The sequence below is a fragment of the Flavobacterium sp. R1_16 genome (genome assembly GCF_057652095.1).
Genome location: NZ_JBYFCG010000005.1, coordinates 184,268 through 209,129 on the forward strand (window position 1 = coordinate 184,268; position 24,862 = coordinate 209,129).

At 33.9% G+C, this 24,862-nt stretch carries 22 protein-coding genes; 15 read left to right on the forward strand and 7 right to left on the reverse strand.

What is annotated here, in order from left to right; translation table 11 throughout:
• Nucleotides 1–14: 14 nt before the first annotated feature.
• From obgE to hpt, 4 genes are read right to left on the reverse strand one after another with little or no spacing between them, the layout of a single operon-like run.
• Nucleotides 15–1,025: a GTPase ObgE gene (gene obgE / locus AC23L6_RS10010; RefSeq protein ID WP_487562041.1), complete on the reverse strand. Its 1,011-nt coding sequence runs from the start codon at nt 1,023–1,025 to the stop codon at nt 15–17.
• 6 nt (nt 1,026–1,031) lie between these two features.
• A complete protein-coding gene (locus AC23L6_RS10015) occupies nt 1,032–2,303 on the reverse strand; it encodes a hemolysin family protein (RefSeq protein ID WP_487562042.1) in 1,272 nt (423 codons plus the stop codon).
• Nucleotides 2,304–2,327: 24 nt separating this feature from the next.
• A complete protein-coding gene (locus tag AC23L6_RS10020; RefSeq protein WP_487562043.1) occupies nt 2,328–2,900 on the reverse strand; it encodes an adenylate kinase in 573 nt (190 codons plus the stop codon).
• Between the two features lie 34 nt (nt 2,901–2,934).
• Nucleotides 2,935–3,462: a hypoxanthine phosphoribosyltransferase gene (hpt, locus tag AC23L6_RS10025; RefSeq protein WP_487562044.1), complete on the reverse strand. Its 528-nt coding sequence runs from the start codon at nt 3,460–3,462 to the stop codon at nt 2,935–2,937.
• Between the two features lie 171 nt (nt 3,463–3,633).
• Between hpt and AC23L6_RS10030 the strand changes: the two genes are divergently transcribed.
• From AC23L6_RS10030 to AC23L6_RS10050, 5 genes are all read left to right on the forward strand, one after another.
• Nucleotides 3,634–4,788, forward strand: a complete 1,155-nt coding sequence (locus AC23L6_RS10030; protein WP_487562046.1) for a 5-(carboxyamino)imidazole ribonucleotide synthase — start codon at nt 3,634–3,636, stop codon at nt 4,786–4,788.
• Between the two features lie 94 nt (nt 4,789–4,882).
• Nucleotides 4,883–5,368 carry a 5-(carboxyamino)imidazole ribonucleotide mutase gene (purE, locus tag AC23L6_RS10035; protein ID WP_487562047.1) on the forward strand — a complete coding sequence of 162 codons (486 nt, stop codon included), beginning with the start codon at nt 4,883–4,885 and terminating at the stop codon, nt 5,366–5,368.
• A gap of 23 nt (nt 5,369–5,391) precedes the next feature.
• Nucleotides 5,392–5,619, forward strand: coding sequence for a hypothetical protein (locus tag AC23L6_RS10040; protein ID WP_487562048.1), 228 nt, complete (start codon nt 5,392–5,394; stop codon nt 5,617–5,619).
• Entirely contained in the window at nt 5,619–5,906 is a 288-nt protein-coding gene (locus tag AC23L6_RS10045) for a type II toxin-antitoxin system RelE/ParE family toxin (protein ID WP_487562049.1), read from the forward strand. Before AC23L6_RS10040 ends, AC23L6_RS10045 begins: the two co-directional genes overlap by 1 nt.
• A gap of 31 nt (nt 5,907–5,937) precedes the next feature.
• Nucleotides 5,938–7,962 carry a M3 family metallopeptidase gene (locus AC23L6_RS10050; RefSeq protein WP_487562050.1) on the forward strand — a complete coding sequence of 675 codons (2,025 nt, stop codon included), beginning with the start codon at nt 5,938–5,940 and terminating at the stop codon, nt 7,960–7,962.
• Between the two features lie 177 nt (nt 7,963–8,139).
• Here AC23L6_RS10050 and AC23L6_RS10055 read toward each other — a convergent pair whose 3' ends face one another.
• Nucleotides 8,140–8,955: a UbiA prenyltransferase family protein gene (locus AC23L6_RS10055; protein ID WP_487562052.1), complete on the reverse strand. Its 816-nt coding sequence runs from the start codon at nt 8,953–8,955 to the stop codon at nt 8,140–8,142.
• Nucleotides 8,956–9,093: 138 nt separating this feature from the next.
• Here AC23L6_RS10055 and gcvP point away from each other — a divergent pair, with 138 nt between their 5' ends.
• The 7 genes from gcvP (at nt 9,094) to AC23L6_RS10090 (ending at nt 16,561) form a co-directional block, all read left to right on the forward strand.
• Entirely contained in the window at nt 9,094–11,943 is a 2,850-nt protein-coding gene (gcvP, locus tag AC23L6_RS10060; RefSeq protein ID WP_487562053.1) for an aminomethyl-transferring glycine dehydrogenase, read from the forward strand.
• Between the two features lie 47 nt (nt 11,944–11,990).
• Nucleotides 11,991–12,365 carry a group III truncated hemoglobin gene (locus tag AC23L6_RS10065; RefSeq protein WP_487562054.1) on the forward strand — a complete coding sequence of 125 codons (375 nt, stop codon included), beginning with the start codon at nt 11,991–11,993 and terminating at the stop codon, nt 12,363–12,365.
• Nucleotides 12,366–12,494: 129 nt separating this feature from the next.
• Complete coding sequence (locus tag AC23L6_RS10070; protein ID WP_487562055.1) at nt 12,495–13,556, forward strand: 3-oxoacyl-ACP synthase III family protein; 1,062 nt, start codon at nt 12,495–12,497, stop codon at nt 13,554–13,556.
• 50 nt (nt 13,557–13,606) lie between these two features.
• Nucleotides 13,607–14,131 (forward strand): methyltransferase domain-containing protein, encoded by a 525-nt coding sequence (locus AC23L6_RS10075; RefSeq protein WP_487562056.1) that lies wholly within the window; start codon nt 13,607–13,609, stop codon nt 14,129–14,131.
• Nucleotides 14,131–14,979: a glycosyltransferase family 2 protein gene (locus AC23L6_RS10080; protein WP_487562057.1), complete on the forward strand. Its 849-nt coding sequence runs from the start codon at nt 14,131–14,133 to the stop codon at nt 14,977–14,979. The genes AC23L6_RS10075 and AC23L6_RS10080 overlap by 1 nt, the downstream gene beginning before the upstream one ends.
• Nucleotides 14,980–15,053: 74 nt before the next feature.
• Nucleotides 15,054–15,800: an MlaE family ABC transporter permease gene (locus AC23L6_RS10085; RefSeq protein ID WP_487562058.1), complete on the forward strand. Its 747-nt coding sequence runs from the start codon at nt 15,054–15,056 to the stop codon at nt 15,798–15,800.
• The gene (locus tag AC23L6_RS10090; protein ID WP_487562059.1) at nt 15,800–16,561 is read left to right on the forward strand and encodes an ABC transporter ATP-binding protein; all 762 of its coding nucleotides are present in this window, start codon (nt 15,800–15,802) and stop codon (nt 16,559–16,561) included. The genes AC23L6_RS10085 and AC23L6_RS10090 overlap by 1 nt, the downstream gene beginning before the upstream one ends.
• A 46-nt stretch (nt 16,562–16,607) precedes the next feature.
• On the opposite strand, the gene trxA is transcribed toward AC23L6_RS10090, so the two are convergent.
• Together trxA and dnaE are read right to left on the reverse strand one after the other, a co-directional pair.
• Nucleotides 16,608–16,982, reverse strand: a complete 375-nt coding sequence (trxA, locus tag AC23L6_RS10095) for a thioredoxin (protein WP_487562060.1) — start codon at nt 16,980–16,982, stop codon at nt 16,608–16,610.
• 56 nt (nt 16,983–17,038) lie between these two features.
• Nucleotides 17,039–21,568, reverse strand: coding sequence for a DNA polymerase III subunit alpha (gene dnaE, locus AC23L6_RS10100; RefSeq protein WP_487562061.1), 4,530 nt, complete (start codon nt 21,566–21,568; stop codon nt 17,039–17,041).
• A gap of 625 nt (nt 21,569–22,193) precedes the next feature.
• Between dnaE and leuC the strand changes: the two genes are divergently transcribed.
• The 3 genes from leuC (at nt 22,194) to AC23L6_RS10115 (ending at nt 24,825) form a co-directional block, all read left to right on the forward strand.
• Complete coding sequence (gene leuC, locus AC23L6_RS10105) at nt 22,194–23,594, forward strand: 3-isopropylmalate dehydratase large subunit (RefSeq protein WP_487562062.1); 1,401 nt, start codon at nt 22,194–22,196, stop codon at nt 23,592–23,594.
• Between the two features lie 33 nt (nt 23,595–23,627).
• Nucleotides 23,628–24,224, forward strand: coding sequence for a 3-isopropylmalate dehydratase small subunit (gene leuD / locus AC23L6_RS10110; RefSeq protein ID WP_487562063.1), 597 nt, complete (start codon nt 23,628–23,630; stop codon nt 24,222–24,224).
• Nucleotides 24,225–24,315: 91 nt separating this feature from the next.
• Nucleotides 24,316–24,825 carry a GNAT family N-acetyltransferase gene (locus AC23L6_RS10115; protein WP_487562064.1) on the forward strand — a complete coding sequence of 170 codons (510 nt, stop codon included), beginning with the start codon at nt 24,316–24,318 and terminating at the stop codon, nt 24,823–24,825.
• The last annotated feature ends 37 nt before the right edge of the window (nt 24,826–24,862 follow it).

A 24,862-nucleotide genomic window follows, 5' to 3' on the forward strand; every position in this document is an offset into this window, starting at 1 on the left:
AAGTGCCTTTTTTATTAATTATTATTTTCATTCAACATCTGCCACAATTTATCCTTGAGTTCTATTAGGCCTTGCTGGGCAACAGATGAAATAAATAAATAAGGAATATTTTTAAAATCTTTATCCAACTGTATTTTTAATTCCGCTTTCAATTCGTCGTCTAACATATCACATTTAGAAATAACTAACATTCTTCCTTTGTCTAACATTTCAGGATTGTATTTGGTTAGTTCATTTACTAAAATATCATATTCTGCTTTAATATCTTGTGTATCAACAGGAACTAAAAAAAGCAATGTAGAGTTTCTCTCAATATGGCGTAAAAAATAATGTCCTAATCCTTTTCCTTCAGCAGCACCTTCAATTATTCCCGGAATATCTGCAATTACAAAAGATTGAAAATCGCGGTACGCAACAATACCTAAATTAGGTTTTAATGTAGTAAACGGATAATCAGCAATCTTAGGTTTCGCAGAGGTCAACACTGATAACAAAGTTGATTTTCCTGCATTAGGAAAACCTACTAATCCAACATCTGCCAAAACTTTCAATTCTAAAATCACATCCATCTCAATACCTGGAAGACCTGGCTGCGCATAACGAGGAGTTTGATTGGTAGAACTTCTAAAATGCCAATTCCCTAAACCTCCTTTGCCTCCTTGAGCTAATATCTTTTTTTCTCCATCTTCAGTGATTTCAAATAGAACCTCGTTTGTTTCTTTATCACGAACAACAGTTCCTAATGGTACTTCAATAATTTTATCTTCTCCATCATGACCTGTACTCCTATCACTTCCTCCGTCACCTCCATGACCTGCTTTAATGTGTCGAGCAAATTTTAAATGAAATAGAGTCCAAAGTCCTTTATTTCCCACCAAGTATACATGTCCTCCTCGACCTCCATCTCCACCGTCGGGACCTCCTTTTTCAATAAATTTTTCACGATGTAAGTGCGTAGAACCTTTTCCACCTTTTCCAGATGAAACATATATTTTTACGTAGTCTACAAAATTCCCTTCTGTCATCTTTTTTTATTTAATCGCCTTCACCAGCACTTTATCAATCTTTACACCATCCATATCGATGACTTCTAATTCAAATTTTTGCCAAATTAATTTTTCCCCTTGTTTAGGAATTCGAGAAAGCTCGGTCATGATTAATCCGCTCACTGTTGTAACCTCATAATCACTCGTCAATTCGTCTAATTCAAAATAAGTTAAAAAATCATGCAATGAATAATGTCCGTCAACCAACCATGTTCCATCTTCTCTCTCAATTAATTGAAAATCTTCTTTATAGAATTCTGAAGCATCACCAACTAACGCCTCAAGAATATCATTTAAAGTAATAATCCCTTGAAATACGCCATACTCATCAGACACGAAAGCATAATGAATCCCGCTTTCTTTAAAATTTTCCAATGCTTTATAGGCCGATGTTTGCTCCATAATAAAAGGAGCTTCTGTCAGTATGTCAGCCAAATTAAAATTTTCATTTTCAAAATGAGCAAAAATATTTTTCAAATTTACAACCCCTACTATATCATCAAAATTGTCTTTGTAAACTGGATATACAGAATGCAATTCTTTTAGCATCAAATCCTTTACTTTTTGTTTATCCGAATTCAAAGGAAGAAAAACTACTGATTTTCTATGAGTCATTAATGAATTTACTTTTCGGTCACCAATGTGAAAAACACGCTCTACTATGTCCTGCTCGATCTCTTGAACTTCTCCACCTTCGGTTCCTTCTTTAATTATCGCTTTAATTTCTTCTTCTGTTATTTTACCATCAGCCGAAGGTTTTATCCCTAGCACTTTGAGCAAAAATTCTGTTGAAATTGTCAACAACCAAATAAAAGGCGCTGTAATTACCGAAATCATTTTCATAGGAATTGCAACAGCTTTTGCAATACCTTCAGGATGATTTAATCCTATCCGCTTGGGCAATAATTCTCCTAAAACTAGTGATAAAAAAGTTAAAACCAAGACTACAATTCCTACTGCAATTGAGTTTGCAAATGGTTTCAAACTCGCAAATCCTTCAACAAATAATTGAACATCAGTAGTAATAGTGTCTCCACTAAAAATACCTGTCAAAATTCCAATCAGTGTTATCCCTATTTGAACCGTTGATAAAAATTTATTAGGTGAATTTGCCAAATCTAAGGCCACTTGAGCACTTTGATTTCCTTTTTTGGCAGCATTTTCTAATCTATTTTTTCTAGCAGATATCAAAGCGATTTCTGACATAGCAAAAACTCCATTTAGGATAATTAAGAATAGTATAATTAAAATTTCCATATTTGATTAGAAAACACCGATTGATTACAAGGCTCCAATTACCTTGCTCAATCGTTCCGTTACTTCTGCTATTGTTCCGATCCCGTTTACAGGATAAAATTTATTTTGTTCTTTGTAATATGCTATCAAAGGAGCTGTTTTTTCATTGTATTCGACATAGCGATTTCTTATCTTTTCCTCGTCTTGATCATCAACTCTTCCACTAGTTTTTCCTCTTTCTAACAATCGTTGAATTAAAATCTCATCATCTGCCTCAAGAGCAACAGTTGCAGTAACTTCTAAATTCTTTGTAGCTAAAAATTTATCTAAAGCTTCAGCCTGATTCAGAGTTCTTGGAAATCCATCAAATAAAAATCCTTTGGTGTCCAAATGCTTCTCCACTTCCTCTTTTAACATGTTAATAGTTAATTCATCAGGCACTAAATCACCAGAATCCATATATTTTCTTGCTAATTTCCCTAATTCAGTATCATTCTTTAAATTGTACCGAAATACATCTCCAGTTGAAATATGTGTTAAGTTGTATTTGTCTTTTAAAAATTCTGCTTGAGTTCCTTTACCTGCTCCTGGTTTGCCGAATAAAACAATAGTAATCATGATTGAGTTGTGTAGTTATGTGTTGTTTAAAGTATTATTTTAGTTGATATATTTCGGGTAAATTTCTGCCTAATCCATCATAGTCAAGTCCATAACCAACAATAAATTTGTTTGGAATTCGAATCCCAATATAATCTATTTTAATGTCTTTTTTGTAAGCCTCTGGCTTGAAGAATAAGGTAGCAATTTTGAGATGTTTTACCTTTTGTTCTTTAAAAATGGCTTTCAATTCTTCGATTGTATTTCCAGTATCGATGATGTCTTCAACTATTACCACCGTTCTTCCTTCTAAATTTTGATTGATTCCTATAAGTTGTTGAACTTTATTGGTGGTTTGAGTACCTTCATAAGAAGCCATTTTTACAAAACTAACCTCACACATTCCCCTGTAGTATTTCATCAAATCAGCCACGACCATAAAAGCGCCATTTAAAACACCAACAAAAACAGGCACTTCGTTAAAAAAGTCGTCGTCCATTTGTTTTGCTAAATTTTTAATAGCAAAATCTATCTCTTCAGAAGAAATAAATGGCTCAAAAGTTTTATCGTGCAGGTGTATCATTGTACTGATTTTTAAAATAATTTGCAAATATAGGGATTTCACATTTAGTAATAAGCATTCCATTTATATTTTAAAGGCAAAATCTCAACCTAAATTCAAAGGTATTTTAAGAACCCAAAATAGATTTCAAATCTTAATTTTGTTACCTATATTTGCAGAAACACACAACTAATGAATTATTTCTCTTCCAATTTTAAACTTGGCATATTGGGTGGCGGTCAGCTTGGAAAAATGCTTCTCGCTGAGACTCGAAAATTTGACATTCAGACTTATGTTCTTGAACCTAGTAATGAATCTCCTTGTAAAATTGCTTGCAATCATTTTTTTCTTGGTGATTTAACCGATTTTGAAACCGTTTACAATTTTGGAAAACAAGTGAATGTCTTGACTTTTGAGATTGAATTAGTGAATGTAGAAGCACTAGAAAGACTTGAAAAAGAAGGGGTAAAAGTATATCCCTCATCAGAAACTTTAAAAAGAATTCAAAACAAAGGTGTTCAAAAAGAGTTTTACAAAGCCAATAAAATCCCGACTGCTGATTTTGAACGATTCTCAGGCAAAATCGCTTTAAAAGCTAAGGTAGAACAAAACCAAATTCAACTTCCTTTTGTCTGGAAATGCACCGAGTTTGGCTATGATGGAAATGGAGTTAAAATTATTCGAAAAAGTAGCGACTTAGACGATCTGCCAAATGTTGAATGTATAGCAGAAGAAATGATTCCGTTCAAAAAGGAGTTAGCAGTTATAGTTTGCCGAAATGTATCTGGAGAAATCAAGACCTATCCCGTTGTCGAAATGGAATTTCATCCCGAAGCCAATCAAGTAGAATATGTGATTTGCCCCGCCAGAATTGAGGAAAGTGTCGCTGAAAAAGCACGCTCAATTGCTTTGACACTATCAGTTAAATTTGAACATGTAGGCCTCTTAGCAGTAGAACTATTTCAAACGGAAGACAATCAACTTTTAGTCAACGAAATAGCTCCCAGACCTCACAATTCAGGACATTATTCAATCGAAGCGAGTTATACTTCCCAATTTGAGAATCATGTAAGAGCTATTTTAGACCTTCCTCTGGGAGATACAAACAGTAAAGTGGCAGGAATTATGGTTAATTTATCTGGTGAAGAAGGGTTCTCCGGAAATGTAAAATACGAAAATATAGAAAAGATACTAGGCTGGAGTGGAGTAACACCTCATATTTACGGAAAAAAACAAACCCGACCTTTCAGAAAAATGGGACATGTAACCATTGTAAATGAAAGTGTGAATGAAGCCAGAATTCTTGCAGAAAAAGTAAAAAACACAATTAGAGTAATTAGTAATTAAAAGATTGAAAAATTGTAAAGATTAAAAAATGAAGAACACATCAATGTTTTTAAACCAATCTTTAAATACTTAAATCTTTAAATCTTTAAATTAAATGAGCAAAGTAGCCGTAATAATGGGTAGTATTTCAGACATGCCTGTAATGCAAGAAGCCATCGACATCTTAAAAGGATTTGATATCGAAACCGAAGTAGATATTGTTTCGGCACATAGAACTCCCGAAAAATTATTTGATTTTAGTAAAAATGCACACACTCGTGGTATTTCAGTAATTATTGCTGGTGCTGGTGGCGCTGCTCATTTACCTGGAATGGTAGCTTCCATGTCGCCTCTTCCCGTGATTGGCGTTCCTATCAAATCGAGCAATTCTATCGATGGTTGGGATTCTGTTTTATCGATTTTGCAAATGCCTAGCGGTGTTCCTGTGGCAACTGTTGCGCTAAACGGAGCCAAAAATGCTGGAATTCTAGCCGCACAAATCATAGGAAGTCATGATAAATGTGTATTAGACAAAATCGTTTTTTATAAAGAAAGTTTAGCCGTAGCAGTAAACAAAGCTTCGAGTGAATTGAAAAAATAATTATCTTTGATAAAAAGAATACTATGAATATTCAAACTTCTAAAATTGAGTTAGCAAAGGTTATTTTGGATATTGAAAACCCAAAGTTGATTGAAGAAATTATTCATTTGATTCAATCAAAATCTATTCTAACCGAAAAACAAAAATCAGCCATTGATGAAGCTCTTTATTCATTAGAAAACAATGAAGGAATTCCTCACAATATGGTTATGGAAGAAACTAAAAATCGCTATTCAAAGTATTTCAAATAATGGATATTATTTGGTCTCCACAAGCTAAAAAAGACTATTGGCAAAACATTGATTATCTAGAAAACGAATGGACATTTCAAGATGTAGTAAATTTCATTGACAAAGTCGATGATACTATTATTTTGATACTCAAAAACAATATTAAATTTATTTCTACAAACTATAAAAACGTCAACAAAGTAGTTATAACAAAACAAATCACACTTTATTACAAAATAAATTCCAACTCTCTCGAATTAGTTCGTTTTTGGAATACCTATCAAGATTTAGAAAACTTTAAATTATAGGAATGAAATTGAATCTTTCCTCAAAATAACAATGAAAACACTTACACAAACATTCAACACCAAACATAATACTGCGCCATTTTCGCAAATAAAACTAGAGGATTACAAACCGGCTTTCATCGAAAACATAGCTAAAGCCAAAGCAGAAATTGATGCTATTATCAACAATACAGATGCTCCTACTTTTGAAAACACCATAGAAGCATTAGACTTTTCAGGAAATGCTTTAGACAGATTATCGTCTATTTTTTTCAATTTAAATTCAGCTGAAACTTGTGAAGAAATGCAAAAAATCGCTCAAGAAGTTTCTCCTTTATTGACTGAGTTCAGTAATGATATTTCCTTAAATGAAGAGTTGTTCAAACGTGTAAAAGCGGTTTACGATCAAAAAGACACTTTGAAATTAACTACTGAACAAGCTACTTTATTAGATAAAAAGTTCAAAGGATTTTCTAGAAATGGAGCCTTACTCAACGAAGAAGATAAATTAAAATTACGCGAAATTGACACCGAATTAGCCAAACTAAAACTAACGTATGGTGAAAATGTTTTGGCAGAAACTAACAACTATCAATTGCACATTACCAACGAAGAAGATTTAAAAGGGTTACCTGATGGCGCTAAAGAAATGGCGGCGAGTTTGGCAAAATCTAAAAATTTGGAAGGTTGGGTTTTTACCTTGGATTTTCCTAGTTATTTGCCTTTTGTGACTTATGTTGACAATCGAGAATTGCGTGCAGCAATCACCATCGCTGCTGGTAAAAAAGCGTTTCAAAATAACGAATTTGACAACAAGGAAAACGTAAAACGCATCGTAGAATTGCGACATAAACGCGCCAATTTATTAGGATATCAATCGCATTCACATTTTGTTTTAGAAGAACGAATGGCTCAAAATCCTGAAAAAGTACTATCCTTTTTGAATGATTTATTAGAAAAAGCAAAACCTGCAGCTCAAAAAGAATTTGCCCAATTAACCGCTTTTGCAAAAGAATTAGATGGAATTGAACAATTAGAAAAATGGGATGGCGCTTATTATTCGGAAAAATTGAAACAAAAATTATTCAACTTTGATGATGAAATTTTAAAACCGTATTTCAAATTAGAAAATGTTCTCAACGGAGCATTTACAATTGCTGAAAAACTATTCGGAATTACCTTCAAAGAAATTTTTGACATTGACAAATACCACGAAGACGTTCAAACTTTTGAAGTTTTAGACTTTGAAGGACAATTGGTTGCCGTTTTTTATTCTGATTTTTTTCCAAGAAAAGGAAAACGAAATGGAGCTTGGATGACTTCTTACAAATCACAAGCCATCAAAGACGGAATCAACGAACGACCACACGTTTCTATTGTTTGCAATTTCACACCCCCAACGGAAACCAAGCCATCATTATTGACTTTCAATGAAGTAACCACTTTATTCCACGAATTTGGTCACGCCTTACATGGAATGTTGGCCAATACCACCTACCCTAGTTTATCTGGAACTTCTGTTTATTGGGATTTTGTGGAATTACCAAGTCAGGTGATGGAAAACTGGTGTTACGAACCAGAAGCTTTGGCCATATTCGCAAAACACTACGAAACCGGAGAAATTATTCCGCAAGAATATGTCAATAAAATTAAAGAAAGTGCAAGTTTCTTGGAAGGAATGGCAACCTTACGTCAATTGAGTTTTGGGATTTTAGACATGACCTATCACGGAAAATCGCAAACTATTGACGATGTAAAAGCATTTGAAAAAAGCGCTATGAAAAACACCTCATTGTATCCTGATGTGGCTGAAAATTGCATGAGCACATCGTTCTCACATATTTTTCAAGGTGGCTATTCTTCAGGATATTACAGTTACAAATGGGCCGAAGTTTTAGATGCCGATGCGTTTGCCTATTTCCAAGAAAACGGTATTTTTAATAAAGAAGTAGCAACCAAATTCAAAGACAACGTGCTTTCTAAAGGTGGTACAGAATTACCTATGGAATTGTATAAGAAATTTAGAGGTCAAGAACCAAAAGTGGAGGCGCTGTTGAAAAGGGCTGGGTTGATGTAATTTTTATAAAAAATATTTTAAACATTAAGAAAATTAAGGTTCATTAAGTTTGAAGCTTAACTTTCTTAATGGTTAAATTACCACTTCAAAAACTCCCTAAGACTATCTTTATTCACCAATATTATACTTTTTAAATAATTATGTATAGGGAAATTAGCATTTATGCTAAAATCTAATTCATAAAAATATCATAACTAATACCCACCACAAAATCGGTACACTTTCTACCCAAAACAAAGTGTAATATTGAGACCTTTTTTCATTAGCAAAAAACAAAAAAGAGGCAGTAACAAAAATCAATGTCAATTGCAATGTAAAAAACTTAAAATTGAAATTACTATTAAAAATCTCCAAGCAGCAATGCAACAACAATAATAAATATCCCAATTGCTTTGTCCGCTTCACTCCTATTTGCTGCGGAACAGTCTTTAAATGAGGGTCATCCACTTGCAAATCGATAATTTCAAAAATCAAAATGAGCGTAAAAATCAAGATAAAACGCTGAACACATTTCAAATAAAAATCAGACGTTATTAAAATTCCTGCGTCCAAAATGGGCAAAACTACCGTTACACCAACCCAGCACAAGGCTACAATATAAATTTTTACCCCTGCCCAATTTCTAGCATTTCTCTTATTTGGAAAAAAGGGCAACGTGTACAATACTATTAATCCTAAAAATAGTATCGATACCACTTTCGTGATAAATTGCAACTGAAAAAAATAATATCCTGTGGCTAGTAAAGATAAAAAACTCAAAAAAGCAATCCTTTTTAATTGAAGCGTCATTTTCAATCTTTTGACTCTGGCCAGAGAATCATACTTTACAAAATTATAACCTACAATAGTCCCAAAAAAAGCAAAATAAAACATTGAGAAATCAAATGGAATTCCAAACAATTGTTGTGTAACACTAACCAAAGCACAACATGACATGCTAACATGAATACTAGAGTTGAGATAGAAATCAAATAATTGCTTGAAAATTTTCATAAGGTAAAAGTAATCAATTGTGAATAAATGAGCCTTTCGGTTGAAAAGTTCACAAAAATGAAACCTAAAAAACCACTATTAAATTGCTATTAATACCTAATTTTGCATCACAAAATTGTGACTTTATTTTATTTCTAGATGAAAACAGATGCTTTTGCTTTAAGACATATCGGACCAAGAGAAAATGACCTTCAGCACATGCTGAAAACCATTGGGGTAGAATCAATTGAACAACTTATTTACGAAACCTTACCGGACGATATTCGATTAAAAGCGCCTCTGAATTTAGATCCTGCAATGACCGAATATGAATTTGCTAATCACATTCAACAATTAGGAAATAAAAACAAAGTTTTCCAATCCTATATTGGTTTGGGTTACCATCAAGCAGTAGTGCCCGCTGTAATTCAAAGAAATATTCTTGAAAATCCAGGATGGTATACCGCCTACACTCCTTATCAGGCTGAGATTGCTCAGGGTCGACTTGAAGCAATTTTAAATTTTCAAACCATGATTATCGAATTAACTGGAATGGAAATTGCCAATGCATCGCTGTTGGATGAAGCAACAGCCGCTGCCGAAGCTATGACATTGCTTTTCGATGTAAGAACTCGTGAACAAAAGAAAAACAACATCCATAAATTTTTCGTGTCGGAAGAAATATTACCACAAACATTATCTGTTTTACAAACTCGATCTACTCCTATTGGAATTGAATTGGTAATCGGAAATCATCAAGAATTTGATTTCTCAGAGGAATTCTTTGGAGCTATTCTTCAATATCCAGGAAAATTTGGGCAAGTACACGACTACGCCGATTTTATTGCTAAAGCAAATGAAAAAGAAATAAAAGTAGCTGTAGCTGCTGATATTTTAAGTTTGGCAAAATTGACTCCTCCTGGAGAAATTGGAGCGGCAGTAGTTCTAGGAACCACACAACGTTTTGGAATTCCATTAGGCTATGGAGGACCTCATGCAGCTTATTTTGCTACAAAAGACGAATACAAAAGAAGCATGCCCGGAAGAATTATTGGAGTTACTGTTGATTCCGATGGGAATCGTGCGCTTCGCATGGCATTGCAAACTCGTGAGCAACATATAAAACGAGATAAAGCAACTTCAAATATCTGTACAGCCCAAGTTTTACTTTCTGTTATGGCTGGAATGTACGCTATTTATCATGGCCCTAAAGGATTACAATATATTGCAAACCAAGTTCATGCTTCTGCAGCAACTTTAGCAAATGAATTAGAAAAATTAGGTTTTAAACAAATCAATACGGCTTTCTTTGATACTATTGTTGTTAAAGCAGATGCGAATAAAATAAAAGAAATTGCAGAACAAAACGAAATAAATTTCTATTACATCGATGCCAATACAGTTTCTATTTCGTTAAATGAAACTACTAGTATTGCCGATTTGAATACAATTATTGGCATTTTCGCTTTTGCAAAAGAGACACAAGCAACACCAATTAGTAATCTAACCGAAACAAATCATTTTCCTGAAAATTTAAAAAGAACGTCATCGTTTTTACAACATGAAGTTTTCAACAAGTACCATTCAGAAACTGCCTTGATGCGCTACATCAAAATGTTAGAGCGTAAAGATTTGGCTTTGAATCATTCTATGATTTCACTTGGTTCGTGTACGATGAAACTGAATGCAGCTGCTGAAATGTTGCCTTTAAGTAATCCACAATGGAATAACATTCATCCATTTGCACCGCTAAATCAAGCAGAAGGATACCAAGAAATGTTGTCCAAACTAGAACAACAGTTGAATGTAATAACTGGGTTTGCAGGGACTACTTTACAACCCAATTCTGGTGCGCAAGGAGAATATGCAGGCTTAATGGTAATTCGTGCTTATCATCAATCGCGAGGTGATTTTCACAGAAACATTGCTTTAATACCAGCTTCAGCTCACGGTACCAATCCGGCATCTGCAGCTATGGCAGGAATGAAAGTAGTTGTTACCAAAACTTTAGAAAATGGGAATATAGATGTGGAAGATTTACGTGAAAAGGCTATTCTTTACAAAGACAATCTTTCCTGTTTGATGGTAACCTATCCATCAACCCACGGAGTTTTTGAAAGTGCAATAAAAGAAATTACACAAATCATTCATGATAACGGAGGACAAGTCTATATGGATGGCGCTAATATGAATGCCCAAGTTGGATTAACTAATCCTGCTACTATTGGTGCTGACGTATGCCATTTGAACTTACACAAGACTTTTGCCATTCCGCATGGTGGAGGTGGTCCAGGTGTAGGCCCAATATGTGTCGCTCCCCAATTGGTTCCATTTTTACCTTCAAACCCAGTAATTGCTGCAGGTGGAGAAAAAGCAATTTCTGCAATTTCAGCAGCTCCTTGGGGTTCTGCTTTAGTATGTTTAATTTCTTACGGATACATTTCGATGTTGGGAGCTGAAGGTTTGAAAAAATCGACAGAATATGCTATTTTGAACGCTAACTACATTAAAGAAAAACTGAATGGCCATTACGACACCTTATACTCTGGCGAAATGGGTCGTGCAGCTCACGAAATGATTATAGAATGTCGTCCCTTCAAACAAAAAGGAATTGAAGTTACTGATATTGCTAAACGTCTAATGGATTATGGCTTTCATGCTCCAACGGTTTCTTTCCCTGTGGCAGGAACTTTAATGATTGAACCAACCGAAAGTGAAAACCTAGAGGAATTAGACCGTTTTTGTGATGCTATGATTTCTATTCGAAAAGAAATTGAAGCTTCAAGCATTGAAAACAGTAATAACGTATTAAAAAATTCTCCCCATACCTTAGCGATACTAACTGCTGATACATGGAATTTTCCATACACTAGAGAGCAAGCGGCATTTCCACTAGACTATATTGCCGAAAACAAATTCTGGCCTACAGTTCGTAGAGCCGATGATGCTTATGGCGACAGAAATTTAGTTTGTAGTTGTACACCAATTGAGGCATACATAGAAAACTAATATTAAAATGTCGCAAAAAACTGTGGTATTTTCTTTAGATTACGATTATGAAAGATATTCAAAATCAAGACGATTTATATTTATTAGTTGATGAATTTTACAAAAAACTGCTATCTGACAGTGCAATAAGTTATATCTTTACTGATGTTGTAAAAATAAAACTAGAAGAGCATTTGCCAATTTTAGTGACTTTTTGGTCACAAGCTATTCTTGGAACTGGCGGATACACTAATAATTTGACCCAAATTCATTTGGATGTTAACACTAAAGAATATTTGTCTCCCGAATTATTCAAAATTTGGCTCAATCACTTTTACAATTCTGTTGATGAAAATTTTGAAGGTGAAAAAAGCGAGCAAATAAAAACTCAAGCTCTAAATATTGCTACAGTATTACAAATAAAAATAGCGAATTCGGGCTAATAATTATTGTTAATACTACATTAATAGAAAAATAGTAAAATTTATTAATAGTAGGTATCCGTATTGCTATTCGTAACATTTTTCAAAATATAATCATTAAATTAGCAAGAAATATACAGTAAAATTGAAATGAATATAAAAATAACTGGTGTTGGTAGTTACATCCCTAAAGTAAAAGTGGCAAATACTGATTTTGACAAACACGTCTTTCTAAATGAAGATGGAAGTCCTTTTTCACATTCAAATGAAATAGTTATTGGAAAATTTAAGAGCATCACTGGTATTGAAGAAAGAAGATACGCTGAACCCAATCAGTGTACGTCGGACTTGGCATTTTTTGCAGCTCAAAAAGCAATAGAAAACGCAAAAGTTGATCCCGAGACCTTAGATTATATTATCCTAGCACATAATTTTGGCGATGTAAAAAACAATGCCATACAATCAGACACTGTTCCCTGCATTGCAACAAGAGTTAAACACAAGTTACAAATTAAAAACCCAAAATGTGTTGCTTATGACATCCTATTTGGATGCCCGGGCTGGGTAGAAGGTGTAATTCAAGCCACGGCCTACATCAAAGCAGGTATGGCAAAAAAATGCTTAGTCATTGGAGCAGAAACTTTATCAAGAGTTGTTGACCCACACGACAGGGATTCGATGATTTATTCTGACGGAGCTGGAGCTACAATAATTGAATCTGTTGCTGGTGATAACGAAGGGATTCTGGCACATGAATCTGCTACTTTTGCTTATGATGAAGCGGATTACTTATTTTTTGGGAATTCATATAATAAAGAATGTGATCCTAATGTTCGCTACATCAAAATGCACGGAAGAAAAATTTACGAATTTGCATTGAGCAATGTTCCGCAAGCTATGAAATCTTGTTTAGATAAAAGTGGTATTTCTATTGATGACGTCAAAAAAATTCTAATCCATCAGGCCAATGAAAAAATGGACGAAGCTATTGTAAACCGTTTTTATAAGCTATACGATAGAAAAATGCCCGAAGGAGTAATGCCAATGATAATAACCAACTTAGGTAACAGTAGTGTGGCAACTATCCCTACACTTTTGGATCTTTTGGTAAATGGAAAAATCGAAAAACAGCAAATTCATAAAGGAGATGTTCTTATCTTTGCCTCAGTTGGAGCTGGAATGAATGTTAATGCATTTGTTTACAGGTATTAGAAGATTAATTAAAACATGAACGATTAATTTTTTCGTTCTTCGAAATGACTATGTACGAAAAAACATTTCCTAACAAGCGATTCAAACTTACACTAGAATTTCTAAAAAAACACCTCACCACTTCTGAAACTATTTTAGACTTAGGCGTTGAAAATCCTTTTTCAAAAATAATGAGAGAAGAAGGATACCAAGTAAAAAATACCATTGGAGAAGATTTGGATGAAAATCAAACTTTTATACAAAATCAAAAAACAGATGCGGTAACCGCTTTCGAAATTTTTGAACACCTACTCAATCCATACACCTTATTAAAAGAGATAAAATCGGATAAACTTTTTATTTCTATCCCGTTACGATTGTGGTTTTCGCCAGCTTACAGAAGCAAAACCGATATGTGGGACAGGCACTATCACGAATTTGAAGATTGGCAACTAGACTGGCTTTTAGAAAAAACAGGGTGGAAAATCATAGACAGAATGCAATTTACACATCCTGTAAAAAAAATTGGTTTCCGTCCCCTTTTGCGGATGTTTGCCAATAGATATTACATTGTTTATGCTGAAAAAGTAAAATAATGAATTACTACATTGTCATTCCTTGTTACAATGAGGAAAAATTTATTGCTTTAACCCTGAAATCATTGGCAGAACAAACTGTTTTACCCAAAAAAATTGTTATTGTTAATGACAATTCAACTGACAAAACAGAAGAAATAATTAATAATTTTGCAAAAAAACACTCTTGGATTACAGTCGTAAACACAACTTCAAATGCGATTCATTTGCCTGGAAGCAAAGTCATTCAAGCGTTTCACAAAGGTTTTGAAATTTTAGATACGGACTATGACATCATCGTAAAATTGGATGCAGATTTGATTTTGCCTCATAACTACTTCGAAACTATTATTTCTCATTTCAAAAAAGATTCAAAAACAGGAATGGCTGGAGGATTTGCATACATAGAGAAAAATGGCAATTGGATTCTGGAAAACTTAACCGACAAAGATCATATTAGAGGCGCTTTTAAAGCCTACAGAAAAGAATGCTTCTTGCAAATAGGAAATTTAAAACCCGCCATGGGTTGGGATACGGTTGATGAATTGCTTTGTAAATTCTATGATTGGAAAGTCATAACAGATAAAAATCTAAAAGTAAAACATTTAAAACCAACAGGAGCCAACTACGATAAAAATGCACGTTACAAACAAGGAGAGGCTTTCTATACTTTAGGATACGGCTTTATAATAACGGCTATAGCTTCAGTCAAATTAGCGCTAATGAAAAAGAAGCCTTTACTGTTTTTTGACTACATAAGAGGCTTCTGGAAAGCAAAAATGGCAAAAACACCACTACTTGTAACCAATGAACAGGCTAAATTCATTAGAAAATATCGTCTGCAAAAAATGAAAGAAAAATTGTTTTAATTTTTTAAGACAGCATTCAAATAAAATTATAGTATTTTTACTGCTCACTATAACCTGAATACCGAACACAAAAAATGATGCTCATTCGCTACTTATCACAAATTGGAAAATATTTTTTGATGTGGAAAGAAATTTTCAACAAGCCTACTAAGTGGTCCGTAATGAGAGGACTCATTTTCAAGGAAGTTGATGACTTAGTCATAGATTCTTTAGGGATAGTTGCATTTATATCCTTTTTTGTGGGTGGAGTTGTAGCCATTCAAACTGCCTTAAATTTAACCAATCCCTTAATCCCAAAATACCTTATTGGATTTGCTACTCGACAGTCCATAATTTTGGAATTTGCCCCTACTTTTATCTCCATTATTATGGCTGGTAAAATGGGGTCGTTTATTACATCAAGTATAGGAACCATGCGTGTTACAGAACAAATTGATGCATTAGAAGTTATGGGAGTAAACTCTTTAAATTATTTAGTTTTTCCTAAACTTATTGCTTTATTCTTATACCCGTTTGTGATAGGTATTTCCATGTTTCTAGGAATTCTTGGAGGATTCATAGCTAGCGTATATGGAGGATTTGGCAGTAGTGCTGATTTTATTGATGGATTACAGCAAGATTTTATTCCTTTTCATATTACTTATGCTTTTATAAAAACGTTCATTTTTGCGTTATTATTAGCGACCATACCCTCATTCCATGGATATTACATGAAAGGTGGAGCACTTGAGGTTGGTAAAGCCAGCACTATTTCCTTCGTTTGGACTTCAGTTACCATTATCTTAATGAATTACATATTAACTCAATTACTTTTAACCTAATGATAGAAGTAAAAAACGTAGAGAAGTCATTTGGCGAAAGCAAAGTATTAAAAGGTATTTCAACAGTTTTTGAAACTGGAAAGACCAACTTAATAATTGGTCAAAGTGGTTCTGGGAAAACCGTTTTACTAAAAAGTTTATTAGGTATTCATACTCCCGAAGTGGGAACTATTTCTTTTGATGGCAGAATCTATTCTGATTTAACTCCCGATGAAAAAAGAGAATTGCGAACCGAAATTGGAATGGTTTTTCAAGGAAGTGCATTATTCGACTCCATGACAGTTGAGGAAAATGTTGGTTTCCCTTTAAAAATGTTTACACATAACTCAAAATCTGAAATTCAGGATCGTGTAGATTTTGTACTTAAAAGAGTAAATCTGATTGATGCTCACAAAAAACTACCGTCTGAAATCTCTGGAGGAATGCAAAAACGTGTGGCGATAGCTAGAGCTATAGTTAATAATCCAAAATATTTATTTTGTGACGAACCCAACTCAGGATTAGATCCAAATACATCTATTTTAATTGATAATTTGATTGAAGAAATCACTGACGAATACAATATTACCACAGTGATTAATACCCATGATATGAATTCGGTGATGGAAATTGGAGAAAAGATTGTTTTTTTAAAAAATGGTTTAAAAGCTTGGGAAGGAACCAAAGAAGAAATTTTTAGAACAGATAACGAAGCTATAGTTGAGTTTGTATATTCTTCCAATCTATTCAAAAAAGTTAGAGAAGCTTATTTAAAAGAATAAGCCCGATAAATATCGAGCTTATAGAGCAAAATTTTATTTAAACCAACTACAGTAAAGCGTCTAAGCTATCTGCATAGGTTTGTTTTGGAGCTACTCCAACTTGACGTCCTACTACTTCACCGTTTTGAAATACTAATACTGTTGGTATATTTCTTACCCCGTATTTAGCAGCAAACTCTTGATTAGCATCAACATCTACTTTCCCTATCACTGCTTTCCCAGCATATTCTTCACTGATTTCATCAATGATTGGACCAACCATTCTACATGGACCACACCATGCTGCCCAAAAGTCAACCATAACTGGCTTATCTGATTTTAACACTACCTCATCAAAAGTAGCATCTGTTATTGCTAATGCCATTTTTATATCTTTAAAATTATCAACCAAAATTACTGATTTATTTTCAATGAAATTCATTTCTAAAATTAGTTTTAGTTATGAATATATTGGTTAAAGTTATGTTTGAAATAATGCTAATTCAACTTAAAGTTCACTTGCATTTTTTCCAATTCCTGAAGCAACTCGCTAGAAATTGCAACTTTTAACTTTCTGCTTGGCATTGATAATCTAGTTATAACTCTAGTCTCTTCTACTTCAGTTGGAACGTTTACATCTTGCTCTTCGCCTTGGCTCAAAATCTCGGAGTCTTCATCAATAGAAATATCCTCTGGATTTATGACTTGAGGAGCTATTTCTATTTGCTTCATAATTTTTTCTAACTCCATTATTTCAAAAGTTACTGTATTATCCCCTTTATTAGAATGAAAAATAGAGTTTAACTTCGTAATAAATTCAGCTTGTAAATCTTTAATATTTAGATGAATGATTAATTTTTTTGCAAAAGTTTTTAATACATCTTGTAAGGATTGAACTAAAATAAACTGAATTCTCGGATCCGATTTTTTTCCTGTTTCTCTATTTACCCAACCCTCCTTTATATTCACTCTCAAAAAAACAAAATGATTTTGGACTAAAAAATGCCTGAACTTTAAATACTCTTCGTCAAAAATCCTGAACTCATAACTTTCATCATATCCTTCCAAATTGAACTTTGCCCAACCTTTTCCGTTTTTTGCGGTTAGATGCTGGACATTAGTCACAATTCCGCCAAAAGCAAGGTTCTTATTAACGTACAACTCTATATTTTTCAGAACTTCCAATCTATTTGGACAGAAGTATTGCATCTCAAATTTATAATCGTCTAGCGGATGTCCAGAAATATAGATTCCGACTACTTCTTTTTCCTTGGCTAATTTCTCCATTGTGCTCCAATCTTCACACGGAGGCACAATAGGCTCTGCAATTTGAACATCGCTACTTTCGCCAAATAAACTCACCTGAGAAGAATTTTCGTTTTCTTGAAATTTGGCTCCATAGCGAATCGCTTTTTCATAAAAGGTAATTCCGTCTCCATCGTCGTGAAAATATTGCGCTCTAGTCGTGCCTATAAATGAATCAAAACCTCCCGCTAACGCTAAATTTTCAAAAGCTTTTTTGTTTGCAGCCCTTAAATCAATTCGCTTGGCTAAGTCAAAAATGGATTTATATTTCCCTTCTTTTCTATTTTCAACTATTGTTTCAACCGCACCCATACCCACTCCTTTTATAGCTCCCATTCCAAAGCGAACAGCATAGTTTTCGTTTACCGTAAACTTATAAAAAGATTCATTTACATCAGGTCCTAATACTTGTAACCCCATACGCTTACACTCTTCCATGAAAAACGATACCTGCTTAATATCGCTCATGTTATTGGACAAAACCGCGGCCATATATTCAGCAGGGTAATTTGCTTTTAAATAAGCTGTTTGATAGGCAATCCATGCATAACAGGTAGAATGCGATTTGTTAAAAGCATATTCTGCAAAGGCTTCCCAGTCTTTCCAAATTTTTTCTAATTTGTCTTCAGGATGTCCTTTTTCAGCAGCTTGACTGATGAACTTTGGCTTCATTTTATCCAAAACATCGCGTTGCTTTTTTCCCATCGCTTTACGCAAAACGTCAGCATCACCTTTTGAAAATCCTGCCAGTTTTTGGGACAAAAGCATTACTTGCTCTTGATAAACAGTAATTCCGTAGGTATCTTTTAGTAATTCTTCGCAAGCTTCAAGGTCATATTCTATTGGTTCTTCACCATTTTTTCTCTTGATAAAACTTGGAATATAGGCTATAGGTCCTGGACGATACAGTGCATTCATAGCAATTAAATCATTGAAAACTGTCGGCTTCAATTCTTTCATGTATTTCTGCATTCCAGCACTCTCATATTGAAAAATACCTACTGTTTCTCCTCGTTGAAAAAGTTCATAGGTCTTAGCATCATCTATTGGAAACTCATCTGGATTGATGTCTTTTCCAGTCCTGTATTTTACTAATTTGACTGTGTCTTTAATCAAAGTCAGTGTTTTTAATCCCAAGAAATCCATCTTGAGCAATCCCGCACTTTCCACCACAGAGTTGTCAAACTGAGTAACATATAAATCAGAATCTTTAGCAGTCGAAACGGGAACAAAGTTGGTGATATCACTTGGAGTAATAATTACACCACAAGCGTGTATACCAGTATTTCTTAAATTTCCTTCCAAGACCTGAGCTTGCTGAATAGTTTCCCCACTCAAATCATCAGCGGATGAAATTTCGATTAATTCTTTTATTTTTTCGAAATCTTCTGGACGTAATATTTTCTTTATTTCAACTTCAGACTCTTTTAAAAATCGAGATAAACTCCATTTTGAAGGAATCATCCCTGGAATCAACTTTGCAATTTTATCGGCTTCGAAAAGAGGCAAATCTAATACCCTAGCCGTATCTCGAATAGCCGATTTGGCCGCCATAGTACCATAGGTAATAATTTGAGCAACCTGCTTTGAACCGTATTTTTGAATAACATAGTCCATTACTTTACTTCGACCTTCATCATCAAAATCAATATCAATATCCGGAAGCGAAACCCTGTCTGGATTTAGGAATCTCTCAAAAAGTAAATTGTATAAAAGTGGGTCAATATTTGTAATTCCTAGGCAATAAGCCACCACAGAACCTGCCGCAGAACCACGACCAGGGCCAACAGAAACACCCATTTTTCTGGCTGCTGCAATGAAATCCTGAACGATAAGAAAATATCCTGGATAACCAGAATTTTCAATCGTTAACAATTCGAAATCTATTCTTTCTTTTATTTCAGGAGTAATTTCTCCATAACGCCTTTTAGCCCCTTCGAACGTTAGAAAAGATAAGTAGCTATTTTCTCCTCGTTTGCCTCCATCATTTTCATCTTCTGGAATTAAAAAATCCGTTGGAATCTCAAATTTTGGAAGCAGAACTTCCCGAGCTAGATTGTAAATTTCTATCTTATCAATAATCTCCGTTATGTTTGAAATAGCTTCAGGTAAATCATTGAATATTTTCTTCATCTCATCAGCAGATTTAAAATAATATTCCTGATTAGGCAATCCATAACGGTAGCCACGACCACGACCTATTGGAGTATTTTGTTTTTCACCATCTCGAACACAGAGCAAAATATCATGGGCGTTAGCATCTTCTTTATTGATGTAAAAAGTATTGTTGGTGGCTACAATTTTAACATCATGCTTTTTTGCCAAAGCAATTAATCCTTCGTTTACACGGTTTTCATCTTCTTGATTGTGACGCATGATTTCGATATAGAAATCTTGTCTAAATTGTTGTTTCCACCACACTAAAGCTTCTTCAGCTTGATTCTCTCCAAGATTTAAAATCTTACTTGGAATTTCTCCATATAAATTGCCCGATAAAATAATAATATCTTCTTTATATTCCTCAACAATTTTTTTATCAATTCTAGGAACATAATAAAATCCATCGGTGTAGGCAATGGAAGACATTTTTGCCAAATTATGATATCCTTTTTTGGTTTTGGCTAAGAAAACAACTTGATATCCATTGTCCTTTCGAGATTTATCTTTGTGGTCTTCACATACAAAAAACTCACATCCAACGATGGGTTTTAGTAGTACTTCTGTAGGGCTTTCTCCTTTTTCAACTGCCTCTTTATTTTTTACTTCAACACTTTTATTATGGTTTAAAATATCTCTAACAAAATGAAAGGCTCCCATTAAATTAGCATGATCGGTAATGGCAACTGCGGGCATTTTTTGTTGAGCAGCAGCTTTTACTAATGACGCTACACTGATGGTAGATTGCAAAACAGAAAACTGAGTATGATTGTGCAAGTGCACAAATTCAGTATCTATTAGAATTTGCTTATTGTCAGAAAGCTCTTTTTTTGTGATTGGAGCTGTTTGTTTATCACCAAATTGCTGCCGAATTTTGTTTGAAGCTTCTTTTAAATTGATATGTTTTAAACCAATAAGTTGAATTTCTCTAGGGTTTTTATTCTGAAAATCCTGAAAATAACTTTCTGGAACATCAAGCTCCTCTTTAGTAAAAACTTCTTTACGAATTAACTCCAGAAAGCACCGCGTTGTTGCCTCGACATCGGCAGTTGCATTATGAGCCTCAGCAAATGGAATCTGAAACAAATACTGATGTAATTCAGTTAATGTTGGTAACTTAAACTTTCCTCCTCGACCTCCAGGCAATTTCAATAATGAGGCTGTCACTTCTGTACATGTATCCAAAACTGGCATTGAACTCATAGGACTTTCAACTCCCATTCGGTAAAATTCACAACCCATAATATTGATATCGAAACCTAAATTTTGACCTACAATAAATTTGGCTTTGGACAATGCAATATTAAATTTTTCAAGAACTTCGGCTAATTCAATACCTTCAGCTGCTGCCAGCTCAGTTGAAATCCCGTGAATTCTCTCGGCATCATAAGGTATATTGAACCCTCCTGGCTTAACCAAATAATCTTGATGCTCAATAAGTTTTCCCATTTCGTCATGCAATTGCCATGCAATTTGAACACAACGTGGCCAATTATTTATATCTGTTATGGGTGCATCCCAGCGCTTGGGCAAACCAGTAGTTTCAGTGTCAAATATTAAATACATAATTGAATTTAGAGAGTGTTTTGTGATTTTAAAATCACAAAAATTGAACTTCAAATTTATATTTTTTTAGTCGAAACTTCTTTGGAAGTTATCAACAAAAAAGATTTAAAATAAATTCTTTTCAATCTAAAAAATACCTCTAAACCTAAAAATAAAATTGTTCTTATTTTGGATATCGTAGTAGTGAATTAAAATAGACTCACAATTTGTAGGGTGAAAAATTAACTACATTTAGAACTAAACGCGTTTATTGATGATGCATTTTAAAAAAATATTTAAACCTATTGATTACTTTTTTTTATTTATTTTATCTTTTTCATCGTACAATTTTAAGTTAAATTGATTTTTAATTATCAAAAAAACAACGAATTAACATATATATAAAACTGTTTATTAGACGCTAAATAGAAATTTTTAGTGCGTTGCATCAAAAATCAAGAATTTAAATTCAAATAGCGATAACATCCAAAAATAGTTTAGAGTATCAGAAAAAGAATTTGGTTATCGTATAAATAGAATAATTTAGGATTGAAAACTGTATTTCTTTTTTTAAATTTGCCAACATTGTTATAATTTCAGGTTTAATAGCACTGATTTACATTAAAATACACTTAAAACATTTAAAATGAGTAAGACATTATTTGACAAAGTATGGGATTCGCATGTGGTACGAAAAATTGAAGACGGACCAGACGTGTTCTTTATTGATCGCCATTTCATTCACGAAGTTACAAGTCCTGTTGCGTTTTTAGGTTTAAAAACAAGAGGTATTTCTGTTTTATATCCTGAACGTACTTTTGCAACTGCTGACCATAACACCCCAACAATAAACCAACATTTACCAGTGCAAGATGCTTTATCAGCCAATCAGTTGAAAGCATTAGAAGAAAACTCCAAAGAATATGGAATCAGTCACTGGGGTTTGGGAAATCAAAAAAATGGAATTGTACATGTTGTAGGTCCTGAAAACGGGATTACTTTACCAGGAGCTACTATTGTTTGTGGAGACTCACACACTTCAACTCACGGTGCTTTTGGGGCAATAGCTTTTGGTATTGGTACCTCTGAAGTTGAAATGGTATTGTCAACTCAATGCATCATGCAACCAAAACCAAAGAAAATGCGAATCAACGTAAACGGAAAGCTTCAATTAGGAGTTACTCCAAAAGACGTTGCACTTTACATCATTTCAAAACTATCAACTTCTGGAGCTACAGGCTATTTTGTAGAATATGCTGGTGATGTATTTGAAAATATGACAATGGAAGGCCGAATGACGGTTTGTAATTTAAGTATTGAGATGGGTGCCCGAGGAGGTATGATTGCTCCAGATGAAACTACTTTTGAATATCTAAAAGGACGTCTCTATGCTCCAAAAGGAGAAGCTTGGGATAAAGCAGTTGCCTATTGGAAAACCCTAAAAACTGATGCAGACGCAAAATTTGATGAAGAAATTACCTTTAACGCTGTAGACATAGAGCCAATGATTACTTACGGAACGAATCCTGGAATGGGATTAGGAATTTCAAAAAGTATCCCAAATGCTAAAGAAGTTGCAGAAGGAGAAGAAACCTATGAAAAATCATTAGGCTACATGGGATTCCATCAAGGCGAAGCTATGATTGGAAAACCAATTGATTATGTTTTCTTGGGAAGCTGTACCAACGGTCGTATTGAAGACTTCAGAGCTTTTGCTTCGATTGTAAAAGGAAGAAAAAAAGCCGATAACGTTACGGCTTGGCTTGTTCCAGGCTCACATGTTGTTGAAGCCCAAATTAAAGAAGAAGGAATTCTTGATATCTTAACAGAAGCAGGATTTGTTTTACGCCAACCGGGATGTTCAGCGTGTTTGGCTATGAATGATGACAAAGTTCCTGCAGGAAAATATGCGGTAAGTACTTCAAACCGAAATTTTGAAGGGCGTCAAGGTCCTGGTTCAAGAACCTTGTTAGCTAGTCCGTTCATGGCAGCAGCCGCAGCTGTTACAGGAGTATTAACAGACCCAAGAGATTTAATTACGAACTAAAGGAAAATATTCAACCCAAAAAATAGAACAACAATGGCATACGATAAATTCAATATACTTACAAGTACTGCAGTTCCTCTTTCTATAGAGAATGTTGATACAGATCAAATCATTCCTGCTCGTTTCCTTAAAGCTACAGAAAGAGTAGGTTTTGGAGATAACCTTTTCCGTGACTGGAGATACAATAGTGATGGTTCACCAAAATCAGATTTTGTTTTAAACAATCCAACCTACAGCGGAAAAATCCTTGTTGGAGGGAAAAATTTTGGTTCAGGTTCTTCAAGAGAACACGCAGCATGGGCAATTTATGACTATGGTTTTAGAGCTGTAGTTTCAAGCTTTTTTGCTGATATATTCAGAAATAATTGCTTGAATATTGGTGTTTTACCTGTTCAGGTTAGTGCTGAATTTGCTGATAAAATTTTTAAGGCTATCGAAGCTGATCCAAAAACGGAACTTGAAATCAATTTACCAGAACAAACTATAACGCTTAAAGAAACTGGAGAAAAAGAATCATTCGATATCAACGGATACAAAAAGAACAATATGATTAATGGTTTTGATGATATCGATTACTTGCAAAATATTAAAGATGAAATCATAACATTTGCTGACAAGCAATTGATATAATTTTAATAAAAAGTTCAAATATTTGAAGAAAATAATCCTGTATCTTTTCACTAAATGATACAGGATTACTTTAATAAAAGTAGTCTCCAAAATGGATTTCAAACCGAGTACAATTGAAGATATTGATGAAATTTTTAAGTTTTACGACTGGGCTGTAGCCTATCAAAAAGAAAAATTCAACAAACATTGGAAAGGCTTTGAGAGAAATTTAATTGAAAAAGAAATTGCCGAAAATCGACAATGGAAAATCTGTATTGACAATGAAATTGCTTGTGTTTTTGCAATCACTTTTGAAGACGAAAGCATCTGGAAAGAAAAAAATAAAGACAAGGCCATCTATTTTCACAGGATTGTAACGAATCCAAAATATAGGGGACAACATTTTGTCAAAAAAATAGCAAAATGGGGTAACGCCTTTGCAAAAGAGAAGAGATTAGATTATTTAAGAATGGATACTTGGGGTGATAATACGCTACTAATTGACTATTATCAAAAATGCGGTTTTGATTTCATAGGTATTATTACACCTGATTTTACCAATTTACCAAAACATTATGAGGGAATAACGCTGAGTTTATTCCAAATAAAAGTAGACAATTAAATATCCTAAAAAATTATAAAACCCTATTTAGGTCGTC